General features: G+C 57.6%; 22 protein-coding genes and 1 pseudogene. 15 read left to right on the forward strand and 8 right to left on the reverse strand.

The genetic code is table 11. From position 1 onward, the window contains the following. Nucleotides 1-11 precede the first annotated feature (11 nt). A complete protein-coding gene (locus ACLH1I_RS06550) occupies nucleotides 12-2375 on the forward strand; it encodes a glycoside hydrolase family 31 protein (RefSeq protein ID WP_064794456.1) in 2364 nt (787 codons plus the stop codon). A 376-nt stretch (nucleotides 2376-2751) separates the two neighbouring features. Here the strand turns inward: ACLH1I_RS06550 and ACLH1I_RS06555 are convergent, their stop codons facing one another. After that, nucleotides 2752-4344: an ABC-F family ATPase gene (locus ACLH1I_RS06555; protein ID WP_004886235.1), complete on the reverse strand. Its 1593-nt coding sequence runs from the start codon at nucleotides 4342-4344 to the stop codon at nucleotides 2752-2754. 48 nt (nucleotides 4345-4392) lie between these two features. Here ACLH1I_RS06555 and ACLH1I_RS06560 point away from each other — a divergent pair. After that, nucleotides 4393-5308, forward strand: a pseudogene (locus ACLH1I_RS06560) (tyrosine-protein phosphatase). A gap of 177 nt (nucleotides 5309-5485) precedes the next feature. Next, nucleotides 5486-6400 (forward strand): L,D-transpeptidase, encoded by a 915-nt coding sequence (gene ldtB, locus ACLH1I_RS06565; protein WP_004886230.1) that lies wholly within the window; start codon nucleotides 5486-5488, stop codon nucleotides 6398-6400. Between the two features lie 130 nt (nucleotides 6401-6530). Here the strand turns inward: ldtB and ACLH1I_RS06570 are convergent, their stop codons facing one another. The 4 genes from ACLH1I_RS06570 to mntR form a co-directional block, all read right to left on the reverse strand. Continuing rightward, on the reverse strand, nucleotides 6531-7247 hold the full coding sequence (locus tag ACLH1I_RS06570) for a GntR family transcriptional regulator (RefSeq protein ID WP_004886227.1): 717 nt from the start codon (nucleotides 7245-7247) through the stop codon (nucleotides 6531-6533). A 67-nt stretch (nucleotides 7248-7314) separates the two neighbouring features. Further along, entirely contained in the window at nucleotides 7315-8691 is a 1377-nt protein-coding gene (locus ACLH1I_RS06575) for a glycoside hydrolase family 1 protein (RefSeq protein WP_004886222.1), read from the reverse strand. A gap of 170 nt (nucleotides 8692-8861) precedes the next feature. Beyond that, complete coding sequence (locus ACLH1I_RS06580) at nucleotides 8862-9974, reverse strand: anion transporter (protein ID WP_023320026.1); 1113 nt, start codon at nucleotides 9972-9974, stop codon at nucleotides 8862-8864. Further along, the gene (gene mntR, locus ACLH1I_RS06585) at nucleotides 9971-10444 is read right to left on the reverse strand and encodes a manganese-binding transcriptional regulator MntR (RefSeq protein WP_004886216.1); all 474 of its coding nucleotides are present in this window, start codon (nucleotides 10442-10444) and stop codon (nucleotides 9971-9973) included. The genes ACLH1I_RS06580 and mntR overlap by 4 nt, the downstream gene beginning before the upstream one ends. 185 nt (nucleotides 10445-10629) lie before the next feature. On the opposite strand from mntR, the gene mntS reads away from it, so the two are divergent. Together mntS and ACLH1I_RS06595 are read left to right on the forward strand one after the other, a co-directional pair. After that, entirely contained in the window at nucleotides 10630-10755 is a 126-nt protein-coding gene (gene mntS / locus ACLH1I_RS06590) for a manganase accumulation protein MntS (RefSeq protein ID WP_004886214.1), read from the forward strand. A 268-nt stretch (nucleotides 10756-11023) separates the two neighbouring features. After that, nucleotides 11024-12604, forward strand: a complete 1581-nt coding sequence (locus ACLH1I_RS06595) for a phosphoethanolamine transferase (RefSeq protein ID WP_004886211.1) — start codon at nucleotides 11024-11026, stop codon at nucleotides 12602-12604. A 96-nt stretch (nucleotides 12605-12700) separates the two neighbouring features. On the opposite strand, the gene ompX is transcribed toward ACLH1I_RS06595, so the two are convergent. Beyond that, on the reverse strand, nucleotides 12701-13213 hold the full coding sequence (ompX, locus tag ACLH1I_RS06600) for an outer membrane protein OmpX (protein ID WP_004886207.1): 513 nt from the start codon (nucleotides 13211-13213) through the stop codon (nucleotides 12701-12703). 351 nt (nucleotides 13214-13564) lie between these two features. Here ompX and rhtA point away from each other — a divergent pair, with 351 nt between their 5' ends. The 6 genes from rhtA (at nucleotide 13565) to ybiO (ending at nucleotide 20165) form a co-directional block, all read left to right on the forward strand. Continuing rightward, a complete protein-coding gene (gene rhtA, locus ACLH1I_RS06605; protein ID WP_004886203.1) occupies nucleotides 13565-14452 on the forward strand; it encodes a threonine/homoserine exporter RhtA in 888 nt (295 codons plus the stop codon). A gap of 237 nt (nucleotides 14453-14689) precedes the next feature. Next, complete coding sequence (gene dps, locus ACLH1I_RS06610) at nucleotides 14690-15193, forward strand: DNA starvation/stationary phase protection protein Dps (protein ID WP_004886200.1); 504 nt, start codon at nucleotides 14690-14692, stop codon at nucleotides 15191-15193. A 415-nt stretch (nucleotides 15194-15608) separates the two neighbouring features. After that, nucleotides 15609-16355 (forward strand): glutamine ABC transporter substrate-binding protein GlnH, encoded by a 747-nt coding sequence (glnH, locus tag ACLH1I_RS06615; protein ID WP_004886198.1) that lies wholly within the window; start codon nucleotides 15609-15611, stop codon nucleotides 16353-16355. 125 nt (nucleotides 16356-16480) lie between these two features. Beyond that, on the forward strand, nucleotides 16481-17140 hold the full coding sequence (gene glnP, locus ACLH1I_RS06620) for a glutamine ABC transporter permease GlnP (protein WP_002895837.1): 660 nt from the start codon (nucleotides 16481-16483) through the stop codon (nucleotides 17138-17140). Then, entirely contained in the window at nucleotides 17137-17859 is a 723-nt protein-coding gene (gene glnQ, locus ACLH1I_RS06625; RefSeq protein ID WP_004212183.1) for a glutamine ABC transporter ATP-binding protein GlnQ, read from the forward strand. Before glnP ends, glnQ begins: the two co-directional genes overlap by 4 nt. A 110-nt stretch (nucleotides 17860-17969) precedes the next feature. Next, nucleotides 17970-20165, forward strand: a complete 2196-nt coding sequence (gene ybiO, locus ACLH1I_RS06630; protein WP_004886194.1) for a mechanosensitive channel protein — start codon at nucleotides 17970-17972, stop codon at nucleotides 20163-20165. On the opposite strand, the gene rlmF is transcribed toward ybiO, so the two are convergent. Then, nucleotides 20166-21080: a 23S rRNA (adenine(1618)-N(6))-methyltransferase RlmF gene (gene rlmF, locus ACLH1I_RS06635; RefSeq protein ID WP_017900155.1), complete on the reverse strand. Its 915-nt coding sequence runs from the start codon at nucleotides 21078-21080 to the stop codon at nucleotides 20166-20168. A 96-nt stretch (nucleotides 21081-21176) separates the two neighbouring features. On the opposite strand from rlmF, the gene ACLH1I_RS06640 reads away from it, so the two are divergent. From ACLH1I_RS06640 to ybiJ, 4 genes are all read left to right on the forward strand, one after another. Further along, a complete protein-coding gene (locus ACLH1I_RS06640; protein ID WP_004886190.1) occupies nucleotides 21177-21791 on the forward strand; it encodes a flavin reductase family protein in 615 nt (204 codons plus the stop codon). A gap of 140 nt (nucleotides 21792-21931) precedes the next feature. Then, a complete protein-coding gene (locus ACLH1I_RS06645) occupies nucleotides 21932-22192 on the forward strand; it encodes a DUF1471 domain-containing protein (protein ID WP_025999233.1) in 261 nt (86 codons plus the stop codon). Nucleotides 22193-22212: 20 nt separating this feature from the next. Further along, nucleotides 22213-22479, forward strand: a complete 267-nt coding sequence (locus ACLH1I_RS06650) for a DksA/TraR family C4-type zinc finger protein (RefSeq protein ID WP_002895824.1) — start codon at nucleotides 22213-22215, stop codon at nucleotides 22477-22479. A gap of 285 nt (nucleotides 22480-22764) precedes the next feature. Then, entirely contained in the window at nucleotides 22765-23025 is a 261-nt protein-coding gene (gene ybiJ, locus ACLH1I_RS06655) for a DUF1471 family protein YbiJ (protein WP_004176772.1), read from the forward strand. Nucleotides 23026-23134: 109 nt separating this feature from the next. Here ybiJ and ybiB read toward each other — a convergent pair whose 3' ends face one another. Then, nucleotides 23135-24100, reverse strand: a complete 966-nt coding sequence (gene ybiB, locus ACLH1I_RS06660) for a DNA-binding protein YbiB (RefSeq protein WP_004886183.1) — start codon at nucleotides 24098-24100, stop codon at nucleotides 23135-23137. Between the last annotated feature and the right edge of the window lie 22 nt (nucleotides 24101-24122).

Genomic DNA, 24122 nt, shown 5'->3' on the forward strand with positions numbered 1-24122 from the left:
GGATGTAAGATATGAAAACGTTGAAACACTGGAGTTTACATCAACAGCTGGAGCATCACGTTGAACTGACGGTCGATGGCCAGCACACCCTGTGCCTGTACGTACTGGAAGAGAATTTATTCCGCGTGCTGCTGAAACGCCAGGGCCAGCTGGCGCTGGATCGCACCTGGAGTATCGCTCCGCAGCAGGATGTGCCGTGGGAAGGCCGCGCCCGGGATGACCTCAGCGGTTTTAGTCTCCCGGCCTGGCAGCTGACACAGGAGGCCGATACGCTGACCATCGCCACCCGCCAGCTGCGCGTCACCGTCCATCAGCCGCTGTGGCTGGAGTGGAGCTATCGCGACGACGCCGGGGAATGGCAGCAGCTTGCTAACGACCGCCCCACCAGCGCCTATCTGGCCAATGCCCACGGCGACGGCGTCGCCCACTATCTGAGCCGCCGGAAAGACGAGCGTTTCTATGGTCTGGGCGAAAAGGCCGGCGATCTGCAGCGCACCGGTAAGCGTTATGAGATGCGCAACCTCGACGCCATGGGCTACAACGCCGCCAGCACCGACCCGCTGTATAAACATATTCCGTTCACCATCACCCAGCGCAGCGACGTCAGCTATGGTCTGTTTTACGACAACCTGAGCAGCTGCTGGCTGGATTTGGGTAACGAAATCGACAACTACCACACCGCCTACCGCCGCTGGCAGGCGGAAGCCGGCGATATCGATTACTACCTGTTCACCGATAAACAGGTGCTGGATGTCACCAAAGCCTTTGTACGTCTGACCGGTAAAACCCTGTTCGGGCCAAAATGGAGCCTCGGCTACAGCGGCTCGACCATGCACTACACCGACGCGCCGGATGCGCAAAATCAGCTGATGAACTTCATCCGCCTGTGCGATGAGCACGCTATTCCGTGCGATTCGTTCCAGCTCTCATCCGGCTATACCTCGATTAACGGCAAGCGCTACGTCTTTAACTGGAACTACGACAAGGTGCCGCAGCCGAAAGTGATGAGCCAGTCGTTTCACGACGCCGGGCTGAAGCTGGCCGCCAATATCAAACCCTGCCTGCTGCAGGACCATCCGCGCTATGGCGAGGTGGCGGAGCGCGGCCTTTTCGTTCGCGATTCGCAAACCGACGCTCCGGAGCGCTCCAGCTTCTGGGACGATGAAGGATCGCACCTCGACTTCACCAATCCGCAAACCGTGGCCTGGTGGCAGGAAGGGGTCACCAGCCAGCTGCTGGAGATGGGCATAGATTCGACCTGGAACGATAATAACGAGTATGAGGTGTGGGACGGCGAAGCGCGCTGCTACGGCTTTGGCCGCGAAATCGCCATCAAGCATATTCGCCCGGTGATGCCGCTGCTGATGATGCGCGCCTCGATGGAAGCCCAGCAGCGCTTTGCGCCGGAAAAGCGCCCGTATCTCATCTCTCGCTCCGGCTGCGCCGGTATGCAGCGCTACGTCCAGACCTGGAGCGGCGATAACCGAACCAACTGGGATACGCTGCGCTATAACATCCGCATGGGGCTGGGCATGAGCCTTTCCGGGCTGTTTAACGTCGGTCACGACGTCGGCGGTTTCTCCGGCGATAAACCGGAGCCGGAGCTGTTTGTGCGCTGGGTACAAAACGGCGTGATGCACCCGCGCTTTACCATTCACTCATGGAATGACGACCAGACGGTCAACGAAGCCTGGATGTATCCGGCCGTTACCCCGGCCATTCGTTCCGCGATTGAGCTGCGCTACCGCCTGCTGCCCTATCTGTATACCCTGCTGTGGCAGGCGCATGCTGACGACGAGCCGATGCTGCGCCCGACCTTCCTCGATCATCAACACGACGCGCAGACCTTCGCCGAATGCGATGACTTCCTGCTGGGGCGCGACCTGCTGGTGGCCAGCGTGGTCGAGCCTGGCGCCCGTCAGCGTGAGGTGTGGCTGCCGGATAATCAGGCCGGCTGGTATGATTTCTACAGCCACCAGTGGTTCGCCGGCGGCCAGTGGGTCACCCTCGACGCGCCGCTGGAAAAGCTGCCGCTGCTGGTCCGCGCCGGGGCCGGATTGCCGCTCAGCGAGCGCATCCGTCATGTTGCGGCGCAACAGGACGATCGTCGCGAACTGCAGCTGTTCCCGCTGAAAGGCGTCGGGACCTCTTCGGGTCTGCTGTTTGAGGATGACGGCGAAAGCTGGGGCTATAAACAGGGCGATGCGCTATGGCTGGAGTGGGAAATGGCGTGCGACAGCAGCACCATCAACCTGAAGGTCAACGCCCGCGGCAACTATCGCCCGGCGTGGAAAGCGCTGAAGCTGTCATTACCGGCGGGAGAAAAACGCAAACTGCTGGTGAATGGCGTTGAAGGAGCGGAGTGGAGGCGCTAAGCGATATGCCGGGCGGCGGCTTACGCCTTGCCCGGCCTGGATTTAATGATGTTCCCGGATTGCGCTACGCTAATCCGGGCTACAAACGGGTGGCCTCAAAACCCCCGGTGGCGCTACCGCTTACCGGGGCTACAGCACTGTGCGGTTTGGTAGCCTCGGTAACGGACAGTTCCAGTAACCATGGGTACAAGATAGGGCTCTTAAGCTCACAATAGCACCGACCGTAGGCCGGATAAGGCGCAGCCGCCATCCGGCGCGAAAGTGGCTCTTTACCCGCGGTTATTGCCCGGTGGCGCTACGCTTGCACGGGCCTACAGATCCCATGCCAGGCGTAGCCCGGGTAAGGCATAGCCGCTACCCGGGTAACGAAGAGGGATTACTCGATACCTTTGCTGCGCAGGTAGTCTTCGTAGTTGCCGCTGAAGTCGATCACCCGTTCCGGGGTAATCTCCAGCACGCGGGTGGCCAGCGAGCTGACGAACTCACGGTCGTGGGAGACGAATATCAGGGTACCCTGATACATCTCCAGCGCCATGTTCAGCGATTCGATGGATTCCATATCCAGGTGGTTGGTCGGTTCGTCCATGATCAGGATGTTTGGCTTCTGCATCATCAGCTTACCAAACAGCATCCGCCCCTTCTCACCACCGGACAGTACTTTCGCCGGCTTCTTGATGTCATCCTGGCTAAACAGCAGTCGACCAAGGATACTGCGCACCGCCTGCTCGTCGTCGCCTTCCTGTTTCCACTGGCTCATCCACTCGAAGACCGTCAGGTCGTTTTCGAACTCGTATTCATGATCCTGCGCGTAGTAGCCAAGTTGCGCGTTTTCAGACCATTTCACGGTGCCGTTATCGGGCTGCAGTTCGCCCACCAGGGTTTTCAGCATCGTGGATTTACCCACGCCGTTGGCGCCCAGAATGGCAATCTTCTCGCCCACTTCCAGCAGCAGGTTGACGTTTTTGAACAGCGGACCTTCTTCAAAGCCTTTGGTGAGGGCTTCCACTTCCAGCGCGTTACGGAACAGTTTCTTGTCCTGCTCGAAGCGGATAAACGGGTTCTGACGGCTGGAGGCTTTAACCTCTTCCAGCTTGATCTTGTCAATCTGACGCGCGCGCGAGGTGGCCTGACGCGATTTAGAGGCGTTGGCGCTGAAGCGGCTAACGAAGGACTGCAGGTCAGCAATCTGCGCTTTTTTCTTGGCGTTGTCCGCCAGCAGACGCTCACGCGCCTGGGTGGCCGCCGTCATGTATTCGTCGTAGTTGCCCGGATAGACGCGCAGCTCGCCGTAGTCCAGATCCGCCATGTGCGTACAGACCATGTTCAGGAAGTGACGGTCGTGCGAGATGATAATCATCGTGCTGTCGCGGTCGTTCAGCGTCTGCTCCAGCCAGCGAATGGTGTCGATGTCCAGGTTGTTGGTCGGTTCGTCGAGCAACAGGATGTCCGGGTTAGAGAACAGCGCCTGCGCCAACAGGACGCGCAGCTTCCAGCCCGGGGCGACTTCGCTCATCGGGCCGTAATGTTGTTCAACCGGAATGCCCACGCCCAGCAGCAGTTCGCCCGCGCGCGCTTCAGCAGAGTAGCCGTCCATTTCGCCATATTTAACTTCCAGGTCGGCCACTTTATAGCCATCTTCTTCGCTCATCTCTGCGAGGGCGTAGATGCGATCGCGCTCCTGCTTCACTTCCCATAGCTCGCTGTGGCCCATGATCACCGTATCCAGCACGGTGAACGCTTCAAAGGCGAACTGATCCTGACGCAGCTTACCGATGCGCTCGTTCGGGTCGAGAGAAACGTTGCCCAGCGTCGGTTCGAGATCGCCGCCGAGGATCTTCATAAAGGTCGATTTACCGCTGCCGTTGGCGCCGATCAGACCATAACGGTTGCCGCCGCCAAATTTAACGGAGATATTTTCGAACAGCGGCTTACTGCCAAACTGCATGGTAACGTTGCTGGATACTAGCACGGGGATATCCTGAAAAAAGAGTATGAGGGGTGTGATACAGCAGACATTATGCCAGTAAATGACGCACTTTTCACGGTCTGCGGTAAATTCCGCCGCGGCGCTTGTGCTATGGTCTTTGTCAGATGCGCCAGAGACCTGCGCGCAAACCGTTATTCTGTACGTGATGATGAGGAGTCCCATGACCACCAGCCTACCGCGACATCCGGCCTTTTTATCCCTGCAGGGCGGCATCAATTTTCGCGACCTGGGCGGCCAGCGCACCGCCGACGGACGCCGGGTACGCAGCGGCAAGCTGCTGCGCTCCGGCGCGCTAAACCGGCTTACGGCTGAGGATCTCAACCACCTGGATACCCTGCCGCTCAGCCGGGTGCTCGACTACCGCGACCCCGGTGAAGTGCAGCGCACCCCGGACAAACTGAGCCCGCTCACCCACTATCTCAACGCGCCGGCCAATCCGCCGCTCGGCGAGGTCAATGCGAAGGTCACCGAGCTGAATGCCGCCACCCTTAATGCGCTGAACGGCGAGCAGTTTATGCTGCAACTCTATCGCCAGCTGCCGTTTAACAACCCGGCCTATCGCCAGCTCGCCGCGTGGCTGACGACCCCTTTCGACGGCGCCTTGCTGCAACACTGCGCAGTCGGAAAAGATCGCACCGGCGTCGGCTGCGCGTTAACCCTGTTCGCCGTCGGATGCGACAGCGAGACGGTGATGGAGGAGTATCTCCTCACCCATGGCATGCTGACGCAGGTGGAGGCCTGGATGCTGGAGATGCTCGGCAACGACCTGACGGCCCAGGGGCGCCAGAGCCTGGCGGACATCCTGACGGTGAAAGAGTCCTATCTCGCCGCCGCGCTGTCGGCCATTCAGCAGCGCTATGGCAATGTCGACGCCTGGCTGGCGGAAGAGTATCAGCTCACCGCCCCGGCCCGCGTCGCGCTGCAGGCCCGGCTGCTGGAAGACTAACCCCTGTCGCCCCCAACGCCAGGGCGCGGCAGCCGAGGCGACAGGGAAAAAAATGTGATTTCGTACACATCTGATTTACCTGTTCAGCGGAATGCACATATAATGCGCTCCCATCTACTGTCTCAATCATTAACAAAGGCCTGTGTGGCGTTGATTTCGCACACGACATTAAAAACTATGAAATTATCTACACTCTTAGCGGCAGCCTTCGCCATCGTAGGCTTTTGCAATACAGCGTCTGCTGTCACCTATCCTTTGCCAACCGATGGCAGCCGTTTGGTTGGTCAGAACCAGGTCATCACCATTCCGGATGATAACAAGCAGCCGCTGGAATACTTCGCGGCCAAATATCAGATGGGGCTTTCCAACATGCTGGAAGCCAACCCGGGGGTGGATACCTATCTGCCGAAGGGCGGTAGCGTCCTGAACATCCCTCAGCAGCTGATCCTGCCGGATACCGTGCATGAAGGGATCATCATCAACAGCGCGGAAATGCGTCTGTACTACTACCCGAAAGGCACCAATACCGTGATCGTTCTGCCGATCGGCATCGGCCAGTTGGGTAAAGATACGCCAATCAACTGGACCACCAAAGTCGAACGTAAGAAGGCTGGCCCGACCTGGACCCCGACCGCCAAGATGCATGCGGAATACGCTGCCGCCGGCAACCCGCTGCCTGCCGTCGTACCGGCCGGTCCGGATAACCCGATGGGTCTGTACGCGCTGTATATCGGCCGCCTGTACGCCATCCACGGTACCAACGCTAACTTCGGTATCGGCCTGCGCGTGAGCCACGGCTGCGTGCGTCTGCGCAACGATGACATCAAATTCCTGTTTGAGAACGTGCCGGTCGGCACCCGCGTGCAGTTTATCGATGAGCCGGTAAAAGCCACCACCGAGCCGGACGGCAGCCGTTACATCGAGGTTCATAACCCGCTGTCGACCACCGAAGCCCAGTTCCAGGGCGGCGAGATCGTGCCTATTACCCTGACTCAGCCGGTACAGGCGATCACAAGCCAGTCTGATGTCGATCAGAGCGTGGTTGAGCAGGCTATCCAGAACCGCTCCGGTATGCCGGTGCGTCTGAACTAAGTCAGCATGACAGCAAAAACGGCGGGCCTGATGCCCGCCGTTTTTTTATCTGTATTGTCCCGGGCTGCGGCTGGCTAAACCTGACAACACCGTGGCCCTGCTGAGCGCTGCGCCGGCAGGTTCCCCCGGTCTAGCCGTTATTCACCAGAATAATCCCGCCGTGGTCGTAGCGATAGTGGCAGTGGGCGTACTCCAGCGGCGTGCCGTCTTCCAGATAGATAACCTGTTCCACCTCCAGCACCGGATCGGTGGCCTCGCAGTGAAGATGCTGTTTATCCAGTTCGTCCGGCTTCATCGCCCGCACCACGCGGTAAGATCCCATCAGCTTCAGCCCCAGCGTCTCCTGCACGTAGCGAAACACCGAACCCTCAAGATGGCTTTTGGTTAACCCCGGCACCAGCCCCACCGGCATGACCGTCAAATCCAGCGACACCGGCTCGCCGTTGAGCAGCCGCAGGCGGACAAAGTCATACACCGGGGCATCGGCGTCGATCAGCAGCGAACTCTGCTCCTTGTCAGTGGGAAAACGCACCTCGAAGCGCACCACTTCGCTTTGCACCTCGCCAAGATGTTCCCAGGTTTTGGTGGCGCCGAAATAGTCGCTACCGGGCAGCTCCCACTGCGACAGCTGAAGGAAATTTTTCCGCACAAAGGTGCCCTGCCCTTTGCGAGTATAGATAAGCCCTTCGACGATTAACTGGCGCATCGCCTGCTGGATGGTCATCCGGCTGGTGTTGAACTCCGCCGCCAGCGCAAACTGGTCGGGTAGCGGCGCGCTGGCAGGATACTGCTGGCTGATGATGCGTTTTTTTATTTCCCGCGCAATTTGCAGATACTTCGCCGTCATTCCCGGTCCTTTTACATTCTGTGAGTGACTGGCGGGCAGCATACTAGACCTGACCGCCAGAACATCGTTACATCACGTCGCCGTTGCTGTGGATCACCTGCTTCAGCCACGCATAGCTCTTCTTCGGCACCCGCCGCAGATCCTTGAGGTCATGGTTCTCGCGATTGACGTAGACCACGCCGTAGCGCTTACGCATATCACCCTGCGAGCTCAGGATATCGATTAATCCCCAACCGAGATAGCCGATCACCTGCGCCCCATCCTCAAACATGGCCGCTTTCATGGCGTTGATATGGTCGCGATGGTAGGCGATGCGGTAATCGTCGGCAACCGGATGTTCACCGTCCCACGACTCAATCACCCCGATGCCGTTTTCAATCGGGAACACCGGCAGGCGCCAGTCGTTATAATAGCGGGTGATGATGGTCCGGAAGCCCAGCGGATCGATCTGCCAGTTCCATTCTGTCGCTTTCAGGAACGGGTTATCCTGATTGCCAAACAGCATATAGTTGTTAACCGCCGTTCCCGCCGGGATGGTGTCGCTGTTCAGCGTCCGGCTGGCGTAATAGCTGAACGCCAGATAATCGACCTTCACCGTCGCCATCAGCGCCAGATCCTCAGGACGATAGATATCATCGAACCCTTCAGCGGCGACAAAATGCATCACTTCCGGGCTGTAGCCCTCCCCGGCGTAAGCCCGCAGCAGGTTCTGGTTTAAAAACTCGTCCAGCTGCTGGGCGCACAGGATATCGCGCGGTTTGCAGGTCGCCGGATAAACCAGGGCGTGGGCCAGCATTCCGCCCATCAGACACTGCGGCTTCGTCTGATGCAGGTGATCGGTCAGATGGACGTGCGCCATCATCACATGATGCTGGATCAGATACAGCTCGCGCAGGGTCTTCTCCCCCTGCAGGTAGCCGGAAATCAGAAACGCTTCCGGCGAATGGTACAGATTCTGTTCATTAAAGGTGAGCCAGTATTTCACCTTGTCGCCATAGCAGGCGATCATCTTCTGGCCATAGCGAATAAAGGCGTCCATCACCCGGCGGTCGGTGAATCCGTTGTAGCGCTCCGCCAGCGAGAGCGGCATATCGAAGTGGTACAGGCAGATCATCGGCTCGATGCCGCGGGCGATCAGTTCATCAATAAACTGATGGTAGAAGGCGATGCCCTCTTCATTAAATTCGCCGTCTCCCTCAGGACACACCCGGCTCCAGGCTATCTGAAAACGGTAGCAGTTCATGCCCAGATCCTGCATCAGATCGAAATCTTCCCGATAGCGATGATAGGAGTCGGTCGCCACCTTCCAGTCGGAAGCGAATTCCGCCGGTTGCCGGATATCGTACACCGACATCCCCTTGCCGCCCTCGTTCCATGCTCCCTCCGTCTGCATGCTGGAGACGGAATTACCCCATAAGAAATCTGCCGGTAGTCTGTTCTTCATCCTGCGCCTCGGTATATGACTAGTCATTTAAATTTCATGACTAGTCATATACCGAAAAGCGAACGGATGCGCAAAGCCAGGGATCGTTTTCTGTGAGCCGGGCAAAAAAAAGATCGCCCCGAGGGGCGATCCTGTCGAACGGCGTGGAGGGCGGCGTACCGCTGCGGAAATCAGGCGCAGAGTTTGAAGAGCCAATAGCCTGTAAGGGCCGCCCACAGCAGCATGGGAATGGAGTAGAGATGGAAACGCCACCAGATCCGCCGATCGCCTGCCATGCGCAGCGCGATGATATTGGCCAGCGAGCCCGGCAGCAGACCAAAGCCGCCCACGTTAACCGCCCAGGCGAGCAGGATCGACGGCGGGACATAGTTGAGCAGCAGAATGGTCGAGGGCACATTGCTGATCACCTGCGACAGGCCGATGGCGGTCAGCCACAGTCCACCGCCGGAGAGCGCCCCGACCCCGCTCAGCACCTGGTGCAGCGCCGGAAGCTGGGTCAGCAGATGGACGTCGATAAACATCACCATAAACACCAGCAGCAGCGACCAGTCTACATGGACGATCACCGCCCGGGCCAGTATCAGGAAGCCCAGCAGCACCAGCGCCAGCCCCCACAGCGCCTGATTCATCTCCAGCGCGGTCAGGAACACCAGATACAATCCCAGACAGCTCCAGACCAGCTTTGGCTGCCACGATGGCGCCTTATCGCTACTCTGGTAGTTGAGCCGGTTTGCCGGGAAACAGAACCAGCACAGCGCCAGCAGGGTCAGCATCATTGCCGCCGCCAGCGGTAGCATCTGGCCGATGAATCCAGGGAAAGAGAGACCGGAGCGTCCCCACAGTAAGATATTCTGCGGGTTGCCGATCGGCGTCAGCAGCGACCCGGCGTTCACCGCCAGCGCTTCGAAAATAATCAGCCGGTTCACCGGGATGGCGCACCACTTCTTCAGCGTCAGGGTCAGGGGCACCACGATAAACAGCGCGACGTCGTTGGTGAGGAAGGTGGATAGCAGCGCCGCCGCCAGCACCATAAACATAGCCAGCTGGCGCTCGGTGACAAAGCGGCGGGCCATTTTACGCCCCAGCACGTCAAAATAACCGCTCAGTTCAATCCCCTTGGTCAACAGCATCAGGCCGCTGAGGGTGATGATAGTATGCCAGTCAATGGCCGCCGGCCAGCTTGCCGGGACAAACGGCACCATCACGCTGAGTACGCAGGCGATAATCAGCAGCAGATGGAGAAAACGGTCGCGCAGCAGCGACTGGACGAAGGGAAGAGTCATGCTTCCTGAGATCCCTGTGTTTGGGTAAATTTCAGGAACATCGCCAGCGTCTCCTCGCTCACGTGATGCTCCATTCCCTCCGCATCGCGGCGGGCAATCTCCGGGCTGACGCCGATAGCCAGCAGGAAGTTCTCCACGATTTGATGGCGCTCGCGGCTCTCCTGGGCCAGCTTCTCACCCTCCGCCGTTAAGAATATGCCGCGCCACGGGATCTGTTCGATAAGGCCGACGCTGGCCAGCCGTTTGAGCATCTTGGCGACGGTGGGCTGCGAGACCCCCAGCCGGGCGGCCATATCCACCTGACGCGCCTCGCCCACCTCGCGGATGAGATCGGAAATCAGTTCAACATAGTCGTCAATCAGCTCGCGTCGATGCGCTTCCCGCACCTGACGGAACCCTTCAACGTGCTCTTCAACATTTACTAACTGCGTCACTTTTTTTGTTATTGGCTTACCTGCGCGACGGTTCATTGTGCTTCCTCATTCGTGTGACGCGTCAAGCATCATATAAAAAGATCCACATTGTAATGGATTGCGCCAAGAGCACAAAAAATTAACGTTTTAGCCATAGCTATAAAATATAGCCTGTGCTATATCTGTATATAATGCAAACATCCATCAGGGAATGATGGAGCGAACAGGCAGGAGGAGAGCAGATGAACGAATTCAAGAGGTGCTTAAACGTGTTTAGTCATTCCCCCTTTAAAGTACGCTTAATGCTGCTCGGTATGCTGTGCGAGATGATCAACGGTAAACCGCAGCAGGACAAACCCCATTCCTGAGGCGGCGTCGCGGTACGCCGCTTCATTTTTCTGTCATCATCCGCCGCTAAACTGACCGGTTTATCCCGTTCCTCCCACCTTTTTTCAAGTTTTGTAAGCGCCCTCGCAAAACAATCTGTTATGTCTGGTTGACCTTACCATTTACAAGCCCTATCTTTGCACAGCCCTGCCACATTCGCGGCTCGCAGAGACCCTCTTCACGCACTGTCCAGCAGGTTTTACCCCTTGACGCCAGGGGATGCGCATGGCCTCTTTTTGATTGTTTACTATGAATGTCACCACCCTGAAAGATACGCTGGTCGCCCGCCGACTGGCACTGAACCCATGGACAGGATTCTACTTTTTACAATCGCTGTTGATTAACCTGGCGCTGGGCTATGAATTTAGCCTGCTCTATACCGTGGCATTTACCTGCGTGTTACATCTTCTGTGGCGCGCCTTTCCGCGCGTGCAGAAAGGGGTGGTCGGCGCCTATTCTCTGCTGGCGGCCCTCTACTACCCGTTTGGCCAGGCTTACGGCGCGCCCAACTTCAACACCCTGCTGGCGCTGCACGCCACCAACGTGGAAGAGTCCACCGAAATTCTCACTATCTTCCCGTGGTACAACTATCTGCTGGCGGTATTTATTTTCGCGCTGGGGATCATTGCGGTCCGCCGCAGGATCGTCGAGCAGACCCGCTGGGGAAAAATGGAGACCCTGGGCCTGCTGTTCAGCATCGGGATCTTCTTTCTCCAGCCGGTGCAAAATCTCGCCTGGGGCGGGGTATTCAAGGTAATCGATACCGGTTACCCGGCCTTCCGTTTTGTCAAAGACGTGGTGGTGAATAATAACGAGGTGCTGGACGAGCAGGCGCGGATGGCGCAGCTGGCCGGCATGAAAGACAGCTGGCACGTGCTGGCGGTGAAGCCGAAGTACCATCTCTATGTGGTGGTGATCGGTGAAAGCGCCCGCCGCGACGCCCTCGGCGCCTTCGGCGGCCACTGGGACAACACGCCGTTTGCCAGTTCGGTGAACGGGTATCTGTTTAACAACTACGTCGCCGCCAGCGGCTCGACGCAAAAATCCCTCGGCCTGACGCTTAACCGGGTGGTCGATGGCAAACCGCAGTTTCAGGATAACTTTGTCACCCTCGCCAATCGCGCCGGTTTCCAGACCTGGTGGTTCTCCAATCAGGGACAGATCGGCGAGTACGACACCGCTATCGCCAGTATCGCCAAACGGGCGGATGAAGTGCAGTTCCTGAAAAACGGCGATTTCGAAGCCAATAAAAACACCCAGGACGAGCAGTTACTCAAGTTGACCGAGCAGGTGCTCTCCACCCAGCGCACCCAGCCGCAGCTGATTGTTCTGCACCTGATGGGCTCGCACCCGCAGGCCTGCGACCGGACCAAAGGCAAATACACGGTTTTCGTCCAGTCGAAAGAGACCTCCTGCTATCTCTACAGCATGACGCAAACCGATACCCTGCTGGCTAAGCTCTACAGTCAGTTGCAAAATTCCGGCGCCACCTTTTCCCTGACCTACTTTTCCGATCATGGTCTGGCGTTCAAGGAGCGAGGCAAAGAGGTGCAGTATCTGGCGCACGACGATAAGTTCCAGCAGAACTTCCAGGTGCCGTTTATGGTGCTCTCCAGCGATGACAAAGCGCATAAAGTGATTAAGGCGCAGCGCTCGGCGAATGATTTCCTCAGCTTCTTCTCGCAATGGACCGGAATCAAGGCGGCGGAAATCGCCCCGCGCTATCGGTTTATCTCTGAGCAGAAGGCCGGCCCGGTGTATATCACCAACTTCCAGCTGCAGAAGGTAGACTATTCACACCTCGGCAGCGATGAGTTCACCATCAACTAAAACGACGCGATCAGCGCCGGCCAACCGGCCGGGCTGGCGATCGCCAGGCAAAAAAAATCCGCCCCGGGAGGCGGATTTTTTATATCACCGGAGTGATTAGAAGCGGTAACCCACGCCAGCAATCCAGGTGCCGACGTCAACGTTACGAATACGAGACTGCTCGTAGGAGAAGTCCAGGGCAACGTTTTCGATCGGGTTGAACTGCAGACCAGCACCGTAGGAGAAACCGTAGTCGCTCATATCGGATTTATTAGGGAAGTTGTTGTTCTGGAATTTACCGTAACCAACACCCACTACGCCGTAGATGCTTGCCCAGTCGTTCAGACGGTAAGCCGGACCTGCGGTGATGCCGTAGTACTGACCTTTGTTGTAAGTACCGTTGCTGTTGTTATCCTTCTCGGTGTAGGTGAAGGAACCGATAACACCCAGCGGGTTGTTATCTTGCTCGTAACGGTATTTCAGGTTGAAACCGCCAGCTTTGTTCGCTTTACCCTGCATGTCGCTCTGCGCGTAACCGCCGGTTACAGTAGAAGTTGCAGCAAATGCAGTGGTACCTACGGATGCAGCCAGAACAACGGCCAGTGCTGAAAGACGTGCAATTTTATTCATAACCACCTCAAATGTGTTTCTAATAAGTCCTAAGCCTTAAATATATCAAAAACTTTTGGGAAACTCTTTGGAGTTTACATTGTCTAACATACTTTTTCATGTAACCAAAAGTTTCCATATTTCTATAACAATATGGAAAACAACAGTTTTTGGCGTTAACTTACAGTTTAACGCTCATTAAGAAATTCGCAAGCATCCAGATTAATCCTAATCACTTGGTGAATTTCTCAGCAACGTTCGCCATTGTACTGTTTTTGCCCGTGTTTTTTTCAACATTAGCTCAACCGTCAGCAGCTAATTCCAGTACACTGGAACTTTTACCCCTTTTGACAAAAACTGACAGGAGAAAGGATGCCCGGTCCATCCCGAAAAGCGGCGGCATGGTTGCCAATAGTGGTGATTTTAATCGCTATGACCTCGATTCAGAGCGGCGCATCGCTCGCCAAATCGCTGTTCCCGGTGGTCGGCGCCCCGGGGGTTACCGCCCTGCGCCTGGCGCTCGGGACGCTGATCCTGGTGGTGGTGTTCAAGCCCTGGCGGCTGCGTTTCTCTCCGGCCCAGCGCGTGCCGCTGCTGCTATACGGCCTGGCGCTCGGGGCGATGAACTATCTGTTTTATTTATCCCTGCAGCGTATTCCGCTCGGCGTGGCGGTAGCCCTCGAGTTTACCGGCCCGCTGGCGGTGGCGCTTTTCGGCTCGCGCCGCCCGCTGGATTTTGTCTGGGTGGCGCTGGCGATCCTCGGGCTGTGGTATCTCCTGCCGCTGGGCCAGAACGTGGCGCAGGTGGATTTAACCGGCGCGCTGTTCGCTCTCGGCGCCGGAGCCTGTTGGGCGGTCTATATTCTGACCGGCCAGCGCGCGGGCGAGGAGCATGGTCCAGCCACGGTGGCGATGGGGTCGCTTATCGCCTCGCTGGTCTTTGTCCCGTTAGGCATGGCGCAAGCTACCGATACGCTGTGGCAATGGTCGCTGCTGCCCCTGGGGCTGGGGATTGCCATTCTCTCCACTGCACTCCCCTACTCCCTGGAGATGATGGCCCTGACGCGCCTGCCGACGCGCACCTTCGGCACGCTGATGAGCCTCGAGCCGGCGCTAGCCGCCCTGTCCGGTATGGTCTTCCTCGGCGAAACCCTGAATCTCTCCCAGACCCTGGCGCTGGGCGCTATTATCATCGCCTCAATGGGCGCCACGCTGACCATGCAGCGGCAGAGCAAAATTAAGCAAGTCGATATCAATTAACATTCTGTTACGGCGGCGGCCCGCGCGAGTTACGGGCCCGCCAGCCTCCGCTAACCTTCTGACTTAGCTTGCTTTTTCAAATAGCCAACCACTTTACGCTATCGGAGTAATATGGCCTGCCGATGCCTCATACTTTAAAACCCTTGCTATACTTAGTCCCGAAGTTACCTGGGACAACGCTCCACATCATTCAGCTTTGAAGTGTGACGAGCATCAATATCAAGAGGATATGAAACGATGAGTACCGCTAAACTGGTTAAATCAAAAGCATCTAATCTGGTCTATACCCGCAACGATGTCGCTGACAGCGAAAAGAAAGCGACCATTGAGCTGTTGAATCGCCAGGTGATCCAGTTCATTGACCTGTCCCTTATCACCAAGCAGGCACACTGGAATATGCGCGGTGCGAACTTTATCGCCGTGCACGAAATGCTGGATGGCTTCCGTACCGCGCTCACTGAGCATCTGGATACCATGGCGGAGCGCGCCGTACAGCTGGGCGGCGTCGCCCTGGGCACCACTCAGGTGATCAACAGCAAAACCCCGCTGCAGAGCTATCCGCTGGATATCCATCATGTTCAGGATCACCTGAAAGCGCTGGCGGACCGTTACGCGGTAGTGGCGAACGATGTGCGCAAAGCGATCGGTGAAGCCAAAGACGAAGATACCGCAGATATCTTCACCGCCGCTTCCCGCGACCTGGATAAATTCCTGTGGTTTATTGAAGCGAACATCGAGTAAGGCTTTGCCGTCGGCCGTAGCGCGGTCGACGGCGCCTTTGCTTTCCCATCCCAACCCTTGCTGTTTTTCCCCTCCGCCTTTCCCTCACCCGCTGTCCTTGCACCATTTCAGGGCGTCAAATTGATGAAAATGCGCACAAAAGTAAAACAATTGTAATAATCACCTCACACAATCGTTACACCGAGATTGTTTTCCCATCAGGGTTTGCGCTAAAAATGGGCTCGTTATTCAGCGACCTCAGGATGCACCAAAATAACGCCCCGTTATGGTGCACTCTTTGCCTGAAATGATCGATATTGTGCAGCGGCTACCGCTTCGTTTGTTTAAAAACAACAGGTTGTAAAAGTGGCACGATTTTTTCATTAGGCTAGTCGTTCTCGCAGGGGATCGTCCCGTGGATATAAAAGGAAATGCTATGAAGTCTGTATTTAAAGTTTCACTGGCTGCACTGACCCTGGCTTTTGCGGTTTCTTCCCATGCCGCCAATAAGACCCTGGTTGTCGCCACCGATACGGCGTTCGTCCCGTTCGAATTTAAGCAAGGCGATAAGTATGTGGGTTTTGACGTTGACCTGTGGGCGGCCATCGCCAAAGAGCTGAAGCTCGACTACACCCTGAAGCCGATGGACTTCAGCGGCATTATCCCGGCGCTGCAAACCAAAAATATCGATCTGGCGTTGGCGGGGATCACCATTACCGACGAGCGTAAAAAAGCCATCGACTTCTCTGACGGCTACTACAAAAGCGGCCTGCTGGTGATGGTCAACGCCAATAATAACGACATCAAAGATGTGAAAGATCTGAACGGCAAAGTGGTCGCGGTGAAGAGCGGCACCGGCTCCGTTGACTACGCCAAAGCTAATATCAAAACCAAAGATCTGCGTCAGTTCCCGAACATCGATAACGCCTATATGGAGCTGGGTACCGGCCGCGCGGATGCCGTCCTGCACGATACGCCGAACATCCTCTACTTCATCAAAACTGCGGGCAACGGCAAATTCAAAGCGGTAGGTGAATCACTGGAAGCGCAAAACTACGGTATCGCCTTCCCGAAAGGCAGCGACGAGCTGCGTGAGAAAGTGAACGGTGCGCTGAAAACGCTGCGCGAGAACGGCACCTACAACGAAATTTATAAAAAATGGTTCGGCACTGAACCAAAATAATAAAAATGTCCTTCGCCGGGCGCAGGCCCGGCGACATCACAACGGTCTTCCGGCACAGACGCTGCGGAAGACCGTATTTTGGCGGAGGCTTTCCTCTGCTCTCGACACGGTAACAGGAACGTATTATGCAGTTTGACTGGAGTGCCATCTGGCCCGCCATTCCGATTTTGCTGGAAGGCGCCAAAATGACGCTGTGGATTTCCGTCCTCGGCCTGGCCGGCGGCCTGATCATCGGTCTGGTGGCCGGTTTCGCCCGCTGCTTCGGCGGCTGGATCGCCAACCACATCGCGCTGGTGTTTATTGAAATCATTCGCGGCACCCCGATTGTGGTGCAGGTTATGTTCATCTACTTTGCGCTGCCGATGGCCTTTAGCGATCTGCGCATTGACCCCTTCTCCGCGGCGGTAGTGACCATCATGATTAACTCGGGCGCCTATATCGCGGAAATTACCCGCGGCGCAGTGCTCTCCATTCATAAAGGCTTCCGCGAAGCGGGCCTGGCGCTCGGCCTGTCGCGTCGCGAAACCATTCGCCACGTGATCCTGCCGCTGGCGCTGCGCCGCATGCTGCCGCCGCTGGGCAACCAGTGGATCATCAGCATCAAGGATACCTCGCTGTTCATCGTCATCGGCGTCGCCGAACTGACCCGTCAGGGACAGGAGATCATCGCCGGCAACTTCCGCGCGCTGGAAATCTGGAGCGCCGTTGCCGTGATCTACCTGATCATCACCCTGGTCCTGAGCTTTATTCTGCGTCGTCTTGAAAGAAGGATGAAAATCCTGTGATTGAATTTAAAAACGTCTCCAAGCACTTTGGCCCAACCCAGGTGCTGCACGATATCTCTCTGAAAATCAATCAGGGTGAAGTGGTGGTCATCATCGGCCCGTCCGGCTCCGGTAAATCGACGATGCTGCGCTGTATCAATAAACTGGAAGAGATCACCAGCGGCGATCTGATTGTCGATGGCCTGAAGGTCAACGATCCAAAGGTGGACGAACGTCTGATTCGTCAGGAAGCCGGAATGGTGTTCCAGCAGTTTTACCTGTTCCCGCACCTGACGGCGCTGGAAAACGTGATGTTTGGCCCGCTGCGGGTACGCGGCGCCAGCAAACAGGCGGCGGAGAAGCTGGCGAAAGATCTGCTGGCGAAAGTCGGTCTGGCTGAGCGCGCGCATCACTATCCGTCTGAACTCTCCGGCGGCCAGCAGCAGCGTGTGGCCATCGCCCGCGCGCTGGCGGTGAAGCCGAAGATGATGCTGTTTGATGAGCCCACCTCCGCGCTCGACCCGGAACTGCGCCATGAAGTGCTCAAGGTGATGCAGGATCTGGCGGAAGAGGGTATGACGATGGTGATTGTGACCCACGAAATCGGCTTTGCCGAAAAAGTGGCCTCGCGACTGATCTTTATCGACAAAGGACGAATTGCCGAAGACGGCAATCCACAGGAGTTGGTGAACAACCCGCCAAGCCCGCGTCTGCGCGAATTCCTGCAGCACGTCGCCTGACCCACAACGGCTCTCTCCCTCGCGGAGAGAGCCGCTTTCCAGATTCCTCTTCCCTCCCCTTCCGCCAGCGGCTTCTATACTTACCCGTTTACGTTGCAACGGAGGTGCCCATGCCGTGGATCCTGCTTTTGCTCGCTGCGCTGTTTACTGCCCCGCTTTCCGCCGCCGCCCTGCCCGGTGTGCCGACCGCTAACGCCGATAAAACCAGCGCCAGCGAACCCGATGTAGAACAGAAAAGAGCAGCCTATGCCGCGCTGGCCGACGTGCTGGCCAACGACGCCGCCCGCCAGGAGCTCATTGACCAGCTGCGTAAAGCGGCCGCCACGCCGCCGCCCGACAGCACCCCGACGCTGACGCCGCCGGCGGTGAAAGAAGAGACCACCGTGCTGGAGAACGTCACGCAGATCAGCCGGGAATATGGCGATGAGCTCTCATCGCGCTTTTCCCAGCTGTGGCGCAATATTACCGGCTCGCCGCATAAGCCCTTTAATCCACAAACCTTTACCAGCGCCGCCTGGCATTTTTTACTGCTGGCCGGGCTGGTGTTTGCCTTCTGGTGGCTGGTACGCCTCGCGGCGCTGCCGCTGTATCGTAAAATGGGCGAATGGGGACGGCATAAAAACCGCGATCGCGGAAACTGGCTCCAGCTGCCGTTGACCATCGCCGGGGCGTTTATTATCGATCTGCTGCTGCTGGCGCTGACCCTGTTTGTCGGTCAGCTGTTGAGCGATCGTCTGGATGGCAACAACCCCACTATCGCCTTTCAGCAGAGCCTTTTCCTCAACGCCTTCGCGCTGATCGAGTTCTTTAAAGCCATCCTGCGGCTCATTTTCTGCCCGCGCATTCCAGCGCTCAGGCCCTTTAACCTCAGCGACGAGGCCGCCTCCTACTGGAGTCTGCGCCTGAGCGCCCTCAGCAGCCTGATCGGCTACGGCCTGATCGTCGCGGTGCCGATTATCTCTAACCAGGTGAATGTTCAGGTCGGCGCGCTGGCTAACGTCATCATCATGCTGTGCATTACGCTGTGGGCGCTGTATCTGATTTTTCATAACAAAGCGGTGATTACGCAGGGGCTGATCCATCTGGCTGACCGCTCGCTCTCCTTTTTTAGCCTGTTTATCCGCGCCTTCGCCCTGATTTGGCACTGGCTGGCCTGCGCCTACTTTGTGGTGCTCTTCTTCTTTTCCCTGTTCGACCCAGGCAACAGCCTGAAATTTATGATGGGCGCCACCCTGCGCAGCCTGGCGATTATCGGCGGCGCGGCGCTGGTGTCCGGCATCCTGTCGCGCTGGATAGCCAAAACCATCACTCTCTCCCCTGCCACCCAGCGCAACTATCCTGAGCTGCAAAAGCGGCTGAACGGCTGGATCTCCGCCTCGCTGAAGGCAGCGCGCATTCTCACCGTCTGTGTCGCCATAATGCTGCTCCTGAGCGCCTGGGGGCTGTTTGACTTCCGCGAATGGCTGCACAACGATGCCGGGCAAAAAACGGTGGATGTGCTGATCCGTATCGCTCTTATCCTCTTCTTCTCCGCTATCGGCTGGACGGTGTTGGCCAGCCTGATCGAAAACCGTCTGGCCTCGGATATCCATGGCCGTCCGCTGCCCAGCGCGCGGGCCCGTACGCTGCTAACCCTGTTTCGCAACGCGCTGGCGGTGGTGATCAGCACCATCACGGTGATGATTTTGCTCTCGGAGATTGGGGTTAATATCGCGCCGCTGCTGGCGGGCGCCGGGGCGTTAGGGCTGGCCATCTCGTTCGGCGCGCAAACCCTGGTTAAAGACATTATCACCGGCATTTTTATCCAGTTTGAGAACGGGATGAATACCGGCGACCTGGTCACCATCGGGCCTTTGACCGGCACGGTGGAACGGATGTCGATTCGCTCAGTGGGGGTGCGCCAGGATACCGGCGCCTATCACATTATTCCCTGGTCCTCGATCACCACCTTTGCCAACTTCGTGCGCGGCATTGGCTCGGTGGTGGCTAACTATGACGTCGATCGCCATGAGGATCTGGATAAAGCCAGCCAGGCGCTGAAGGCGGCAGTGGACGATCTGCTGGCCCAGGAGGAGATCCGCGGCCTGATCATTGGCGAACCGTCGTTCGCCGGGCTGGTGGGGTTGAGCAATACCGCCTTTACGCTGCGCGTCAGCTTCACCACCTTGCCGCTGAAGCAGTGGACGGTGCGCTTTGCCCTTGATACCCAGGTGAAAAAGCACTTCGACCGCGCCGGGGTTCGCGCCCCGGTACAGACCTGGCAGCAATTGCCGATGCCGGGCGCCGACAGCCCGGCCGTGGAGTAGTTAGAACGGACGGCGGCGTTTGGCGTCGTCCATAAAGCTCCAGGCGATAAAGCGGCTCTGCTTTTGCCCCTGGGCCATCTCTTTTTTCACCACTTTCACTGCCCCGACCTCGGTCAGCAGGCGGTAGAGCGGCGGCAGATTGTCGCCGCGCGACACCAGCGAGGTAAACCATTTCACCTGGCGGGCGAAGGCCTGACTTTCGCGGATCATCTGCGAGATAAAGGCCACTTCGCCCCCCTCGCACCACAGCTCCTGCTGCTGACCGCCAAAGTTAAGCCCGCTGTCGGCGCCGAGTCCGAGATTGCGGCGCTTGCGCTCGCCGCCCGCCCGGGCGCTCTCTGCGGAGTCATGGAACGGCGGATTGCACAGGGTGGCGTCATAGGTCTCGTTTTTGTGGATCACGCCGTGGAAGATGGCCTGGCTCTCTTTTTGCCGACGCAGACGGATCTGCCGGGTCAATCCCGGGTTGCCATTAACAATCGCCTGCGCGCTGGCGAAGGCTTCCGGGCTGATTTCGCTGCCGGTAAAGCGCCAGCCATATTCGTGAACGCCGATCAGGGGATAGATGAGGTTGGCGCCGGTGCCAATATCGAGGATCGTGGCTTGCTTCGGCACTTCGCCGCTGTCCCCGGCCAGCAGATCCGCCAGATGATGAATATAATCGGCCCGCCCGGGCACCGGCGGACAGAGAAAACCGTCAGGAATGTCCCAGTGTTTGACCGCGTAGAAATGCGCCAGCAGCGCTTTATTCAACGCCTTAACCGCCTGCGGATTGGCAAAATCAATGGTCTGCTCACCCCGCGGATTGAGCGTAATGTATCCCTGCAGGTCAGGATGAGCCTGGCAGAGCGCGGGCAGGTCGTAGCGTTGATGGTGGCGGTTACGCGGGTGTAACCCCGGTTTCTGGGCTTTCATGACAATCTCCTTTGAACAGCCGCGTAAGATACCCGTTGACGGCGGCGCGGTAAATAAGGGAGTCTGGATATCTCCTTTATCCGTGACAGGTGCAGCATGTACTTTTATCAACCTTCGCAGGGCCACGGCCTGCCGCATGACCCGCTGAACGCGATAATCGGGCCTCGCCCGATAGGCTGGATCGCCTCGCAGGACGCCGAGGGCCAGCATAATCTGGCGCCATACAGCTTTTTTAACTGCTTTAACTATCGTCCGCCGATCATTGGTTTCGCCAGCAGCGGCTGGAAAGACAGCGTGCGAAATATCGTCGAAACGAAGGAGTTCGTCTGGAACCTGGCGACGCGCCCGCTGGCCGAAGCGATGAACGAAACCTCCGCCTCGATCCCGCACCATGAGGATGAATTCGTGCGCGCCGGGCTCACCGCCGCCGCCAGCCGCCTGGTCAAGGCCCCCCGGGTGGCGGAGAGCCCGGTGAACTTTGAGTGCCGCCTGTCGCAATGTATTCAGCTCGCCACCGCCGACGGCAATCTTGTCGATACATGGCTGGTGCTCGGCGAAGTGGTCGCCGTGCATATCGATGAATCACTGCTGGATAACGGCATCTATCAAACCGCCCGCGCTCAGCCGATCCTGCGCGCCGGAGGTCCGAGCGCCTATTACAGTATTGATGACAGCCTGCGTTTTGACATGATCCGCCCGGACGCCCGCTAAATAATTTACCGGCCAGAGTATCGCTACCCTGCGCCGGTAGCATGCAAAACGCCTTGTTTTTGCATAAAAAATTCCCTGCTGCGCGGTCTGGAAAGGCCTACACTTAAGCTATGTCCCATGCTGTTTATGAGGATATGCTGATGAAAATCACCTCGCTGCTGTTTGCCGCTGCGCTTGCCGCTCAGGCCAATGCGGCCTCTTCCCTGCCGCTGACACCTGAACTGCCCTATGACGGGCCACTGCGCCCTGTCGGCACCGTCTCCGCCTCCGGCGCCCCTACCCTTGACGACCTGGTTGCTGCCCTCGCGGATAAGGCCCACCGCCGTGGGGCGATAGCCTGGCGGGTCAATGCCGCCAGCAGCGGTAACCGGCTGTACGGTTCAGCTATAATTTATCAATAACCTTTTACAGGAGGCAGACGATGGCATCAGGTTGGGCAGGCGACGGCGCCGTTCAGGATCAGATCGACAGCACCATTGACGATGCGGTGGCTCGCGCCCGCCGCGAGCTTCCACGCGGCGAAAGCAACAAATTTTGTGATGAATGCGGAGAACCGATTCCGGAGGCTCGCCGACAGGCTATTCCTGGCGTCAGATACTGCGTGAAGTGCCAACAGGAGAAAGATTTACATAACAATACATTTTCAGGATATAATCGCCGTGGTTCCAAGGATAGCCAGCTACGCTGACTTTCCTTTACCGTTCATGACAGCTTTTCGCATTATCTTTTCGCGCACACTTTTTGGCGATAAATGTCGCAATATGTGCCCTTAAGCGTGCCGGTCTCCCTCGCTCCGCCATCAGACGAAAAGAATCAGAAATAATTTATTAATAATCAGTAAATTATTAGTCATTCAAAAAAATCGATGAAGACTGTGAATTTCCTTCGATTTTATCTCCCGCAAAAAAGCGTGATACTTATCACATCGACGGAACATCGTCCCCTGAACAGAACAACCTGCGAGAGATTAACTATGAAAAACATCAAATATGCTGCCGCTGCCATCGCACTGACCGCCCTTTCCTTCGGCGCCTTTGCCGCCGAGCCGGTTACCCCCGCTCAGGCTGAAAGCATGAATAAGATCGGTGTGGTGTCTGCGCAAGGCGCAACCACGTTAGATGGTCTGGAAGCGAAACTGGCTGCTAAAGCCGAAGCCGCTGGCGCAACCGGCTATAGCATCACTTCCGCTAACACCAACAACAAACTGAGCGGTACCGCGGTTATCTATAAATAATCGCAACTCAACCCTGTAAGCCACTGAATTAACCCTGAAAAGACCTTTAATACCCTTGCCTTGCCCGTCCGAGCCACCGGACGGGCTTTTTTTTATCCTGCCGATCCGCTCACCAGCAGTCGTTGACGCGGCTGAGACCCTGCTCCAGGGTTGAGACCTCGCCGCAGGCCAGCAGACAGCAGGCGAGCTGGATCTTCAGCGAGTGGGGTACCGGTTCGACGCCGGCGACGCAGCGCTCGATCCAGCGCGCGGTCACTTCGGGATCTTTCGAGGCCGGCAGAATAACTTCCGCCGCCGCCTCGGTCTGGCGGTCGCACAGCACCCGCACGCCCTGGTCATCAATCAGGCTGATCTGCGGGCAGCGCTGCGGGTTGGCGTACACTTCGCCTTCGGTACCGTGCATCAGCAGCGCGCGGCCACCGGTCTCGCGAAAGAAGCCCGCCACCCGGGGAACATATTCCGGATGCGACACGCTGGAGAGGCGTAGCGCCTCCCCTTCGCCAAACGGCGTGGCCAGTTTGGCCAGCGTATGGGCGCTGTTGCGTACGCCCATCCGCCAGCGCATCGCCAGCTGTTTCTCCAGCGGCGGGCAGAAGGCGCCCACCGGGATATACACCGGTTCATGCCCCTCCAGCTGCGCCTGCGCCTGACCGGCATGCCGGGTAGCCGGAATGTCCAGCAGGGTAAAAATGGTCTCGGTCAGCACCCGGGTCGGATCGTGACTGACGCCGTGAACCACGACCGGAAACCCCAGCTTATGCAGGAGCATCGCCAGCAGCGGCGTCAGGTTCGCCTGCTTGCGCGCGCCATTGTAGCTGGGGATAACGATCGGCATCGGCTTGCCTGCCGGCGGGGTCAGGCGCAGCGTATGCTGCTGCATCGCGGCGTAAAAGCCTTTCATCTCCGCTTCGCCTTCGCCTTTGATGCGCAGGGCGATTAATATTCCTCCCAGCTCCAGCTCCGGCACCTCGCCGTTCAGCATCCGCGCGTAGAGCGCACGGGCGGTCTCTTCATCCAGGTCGCGGGCATGATTCTTACCGCGGCCCACCTCTTTTATAATTTTGCTGTACTCCATGGCTCCCCCTGGTGCAACGCGC

The sequence above is a fragment of the Klebsiella sp. 1SOBk10mer genome (genome assembly GCF_046602535.1).
GTDB classification, from domain to species: Bacteria; Pseudomonadota; Gammaproteobacteria; order Enterobacterales; family Enterobacteriaceae; genus Klebsiella; species Klebsiella quasipneumoniae.

Excerpts from the sequence above, each read along its gene's own strand:
- rlmF (WP_017900155.1), bottom strand. The coding sequence starts at position 21,080 with ATGAAAGCCCAGAAACCGGGGTTACACCCGCGTAACCGCCACCATCAA.
- ACLH1I_RS06650 (WP_002895824.1), top strand. The coding sequence starts at position 22,213 with ATGGCATCAGGTTGGGCAGGCGACGGCGCCGTTCAGGATCAGATCGAC.
- ACLH1I_RS06595 (WP_004886211.1), top strand. The coding sequence starts at position 11,024 with ATGAATGTCACCACCCTGAAAGATACGCTGGTCGCCCGCCGACTGGCA.
- mntR (WP_004886216.1), bottom strand. The coding sequence starts at position 10,444 with ATGAACCGTCGCGCAGGTAAGCCAATAACAAAAAAAGTGACGCAGTTA.
- dps (WP_004886200.1), top strand. The coding sequence starts at position 14,690 with ATGAGTACCGCTAAACTGGTTAAATCAAAAGCATCTAATCTGGTCTAT.
- ACLH1I_RS06645 (WP_025999233.1), top strand. The coding sequence starts at position 21,932 with ATGAAAATCACCTCGCTGCTGTTTGCCGCTGCGCTTGCCGCTCAGGCC.
- glnP (WP_002895837.1), top strand. The coding sequence starts at position 16,481 with ATGCAGTTTGACTGGAGTGCCATCTGGCCCGCCATTCCGATTTTGCTG.
- ACLH1I_RS06580 (WP_023320026.1), bottom strand. The coding sequence starts at position 9,974 with ATGACTCTTCCCTTCGTCCAGTCGCTGCTGCGCGACCGTTTTCTCCAT.
- rhtA (WP_004886203.1), top strand. The coding sequence starts at position 13,565 with ATGCCCGGTCCATCCCGAAAAGCGGCGGCATGGTTGCCAATAGTGGTG.
- ybiO (WP_004886194.1), top strand. The coding sequence starts at position 17,970 with ATGCCGTGGATCCTGCTTTTGCTCGCTGCGCTGTTTACTGCCCCGCTT.
- ybiB (WP_004886183.1), bottom strand. The coding sequence starts at position 24,100 with ATGGAGTACAGCAAAATTATAAAAGAGGTGGGCCGCGGTAAGAATCAT.
- ACLH1I_RS06640 (WP_004886190.1), top strand. The coding sequence starts at position 21,177 with ATGTACTTTTATCAACCTTCGCAGGGCCACGGCCTGCCGCATGACCCG.
- mntS (WP_004886214.1), top strand. The coding sequence starts at position 10,630 with ATGAACGAATTCAAGAGGTGCTTAAACGTGTTTAGTCATTCCCCCTTT.
- ybiJ (WP_004176772.1), top strand. The coding sequence starts at position 22,765 with ATGAAAAACATCAAATATGCTGCCGCTGCCATCGCACTGACCGCCCTT.
- glnH (WP_004886198.1), top strand. The coding sequence starts at position 15,609 with ATGAAGTCTGTATTTAAAGTTTCACTGGCTGCACTGACCCTGGCTTTT.
- ACLH1I_RS06550 (WP_064794456.1), top strand. The coding sequence starts at position 12 with ATGAAAACGTTGAAACACTGGAGTTTACATCAACAGCTGGAGCATCAC.
- ACLH1I_RS06570 (WP_004886227.1), bottom strand. The coding sequence starts at position 7,247 with ATGACGGCGAAGTATCTGCAAATTGCGCGGGAAATAAAAAAACGCATC.
- ldtB (WP_004886230.1), top strand. The coding sequence starts at position 5,486 with ATGAAATTATCTACACTCTTAGCGGCAGCCTTCGCCATCGTAGGCTTT.
- ompX (WP_004886207.1), bottom strand. The coding sequence starts at position 13,213 with ATGAATAAAATTGCACGTCTTTCAGCACTGGCCGTTGTTCTGGCTGCA.
- ACLH1I_RS06575 (WP_004886222.1), bottom strand. The coding sequence starts at position 8,691 with ATGAAGAACAGACTACCGGCAGATTTCTTATGGGGTAATTCCGTCTCC.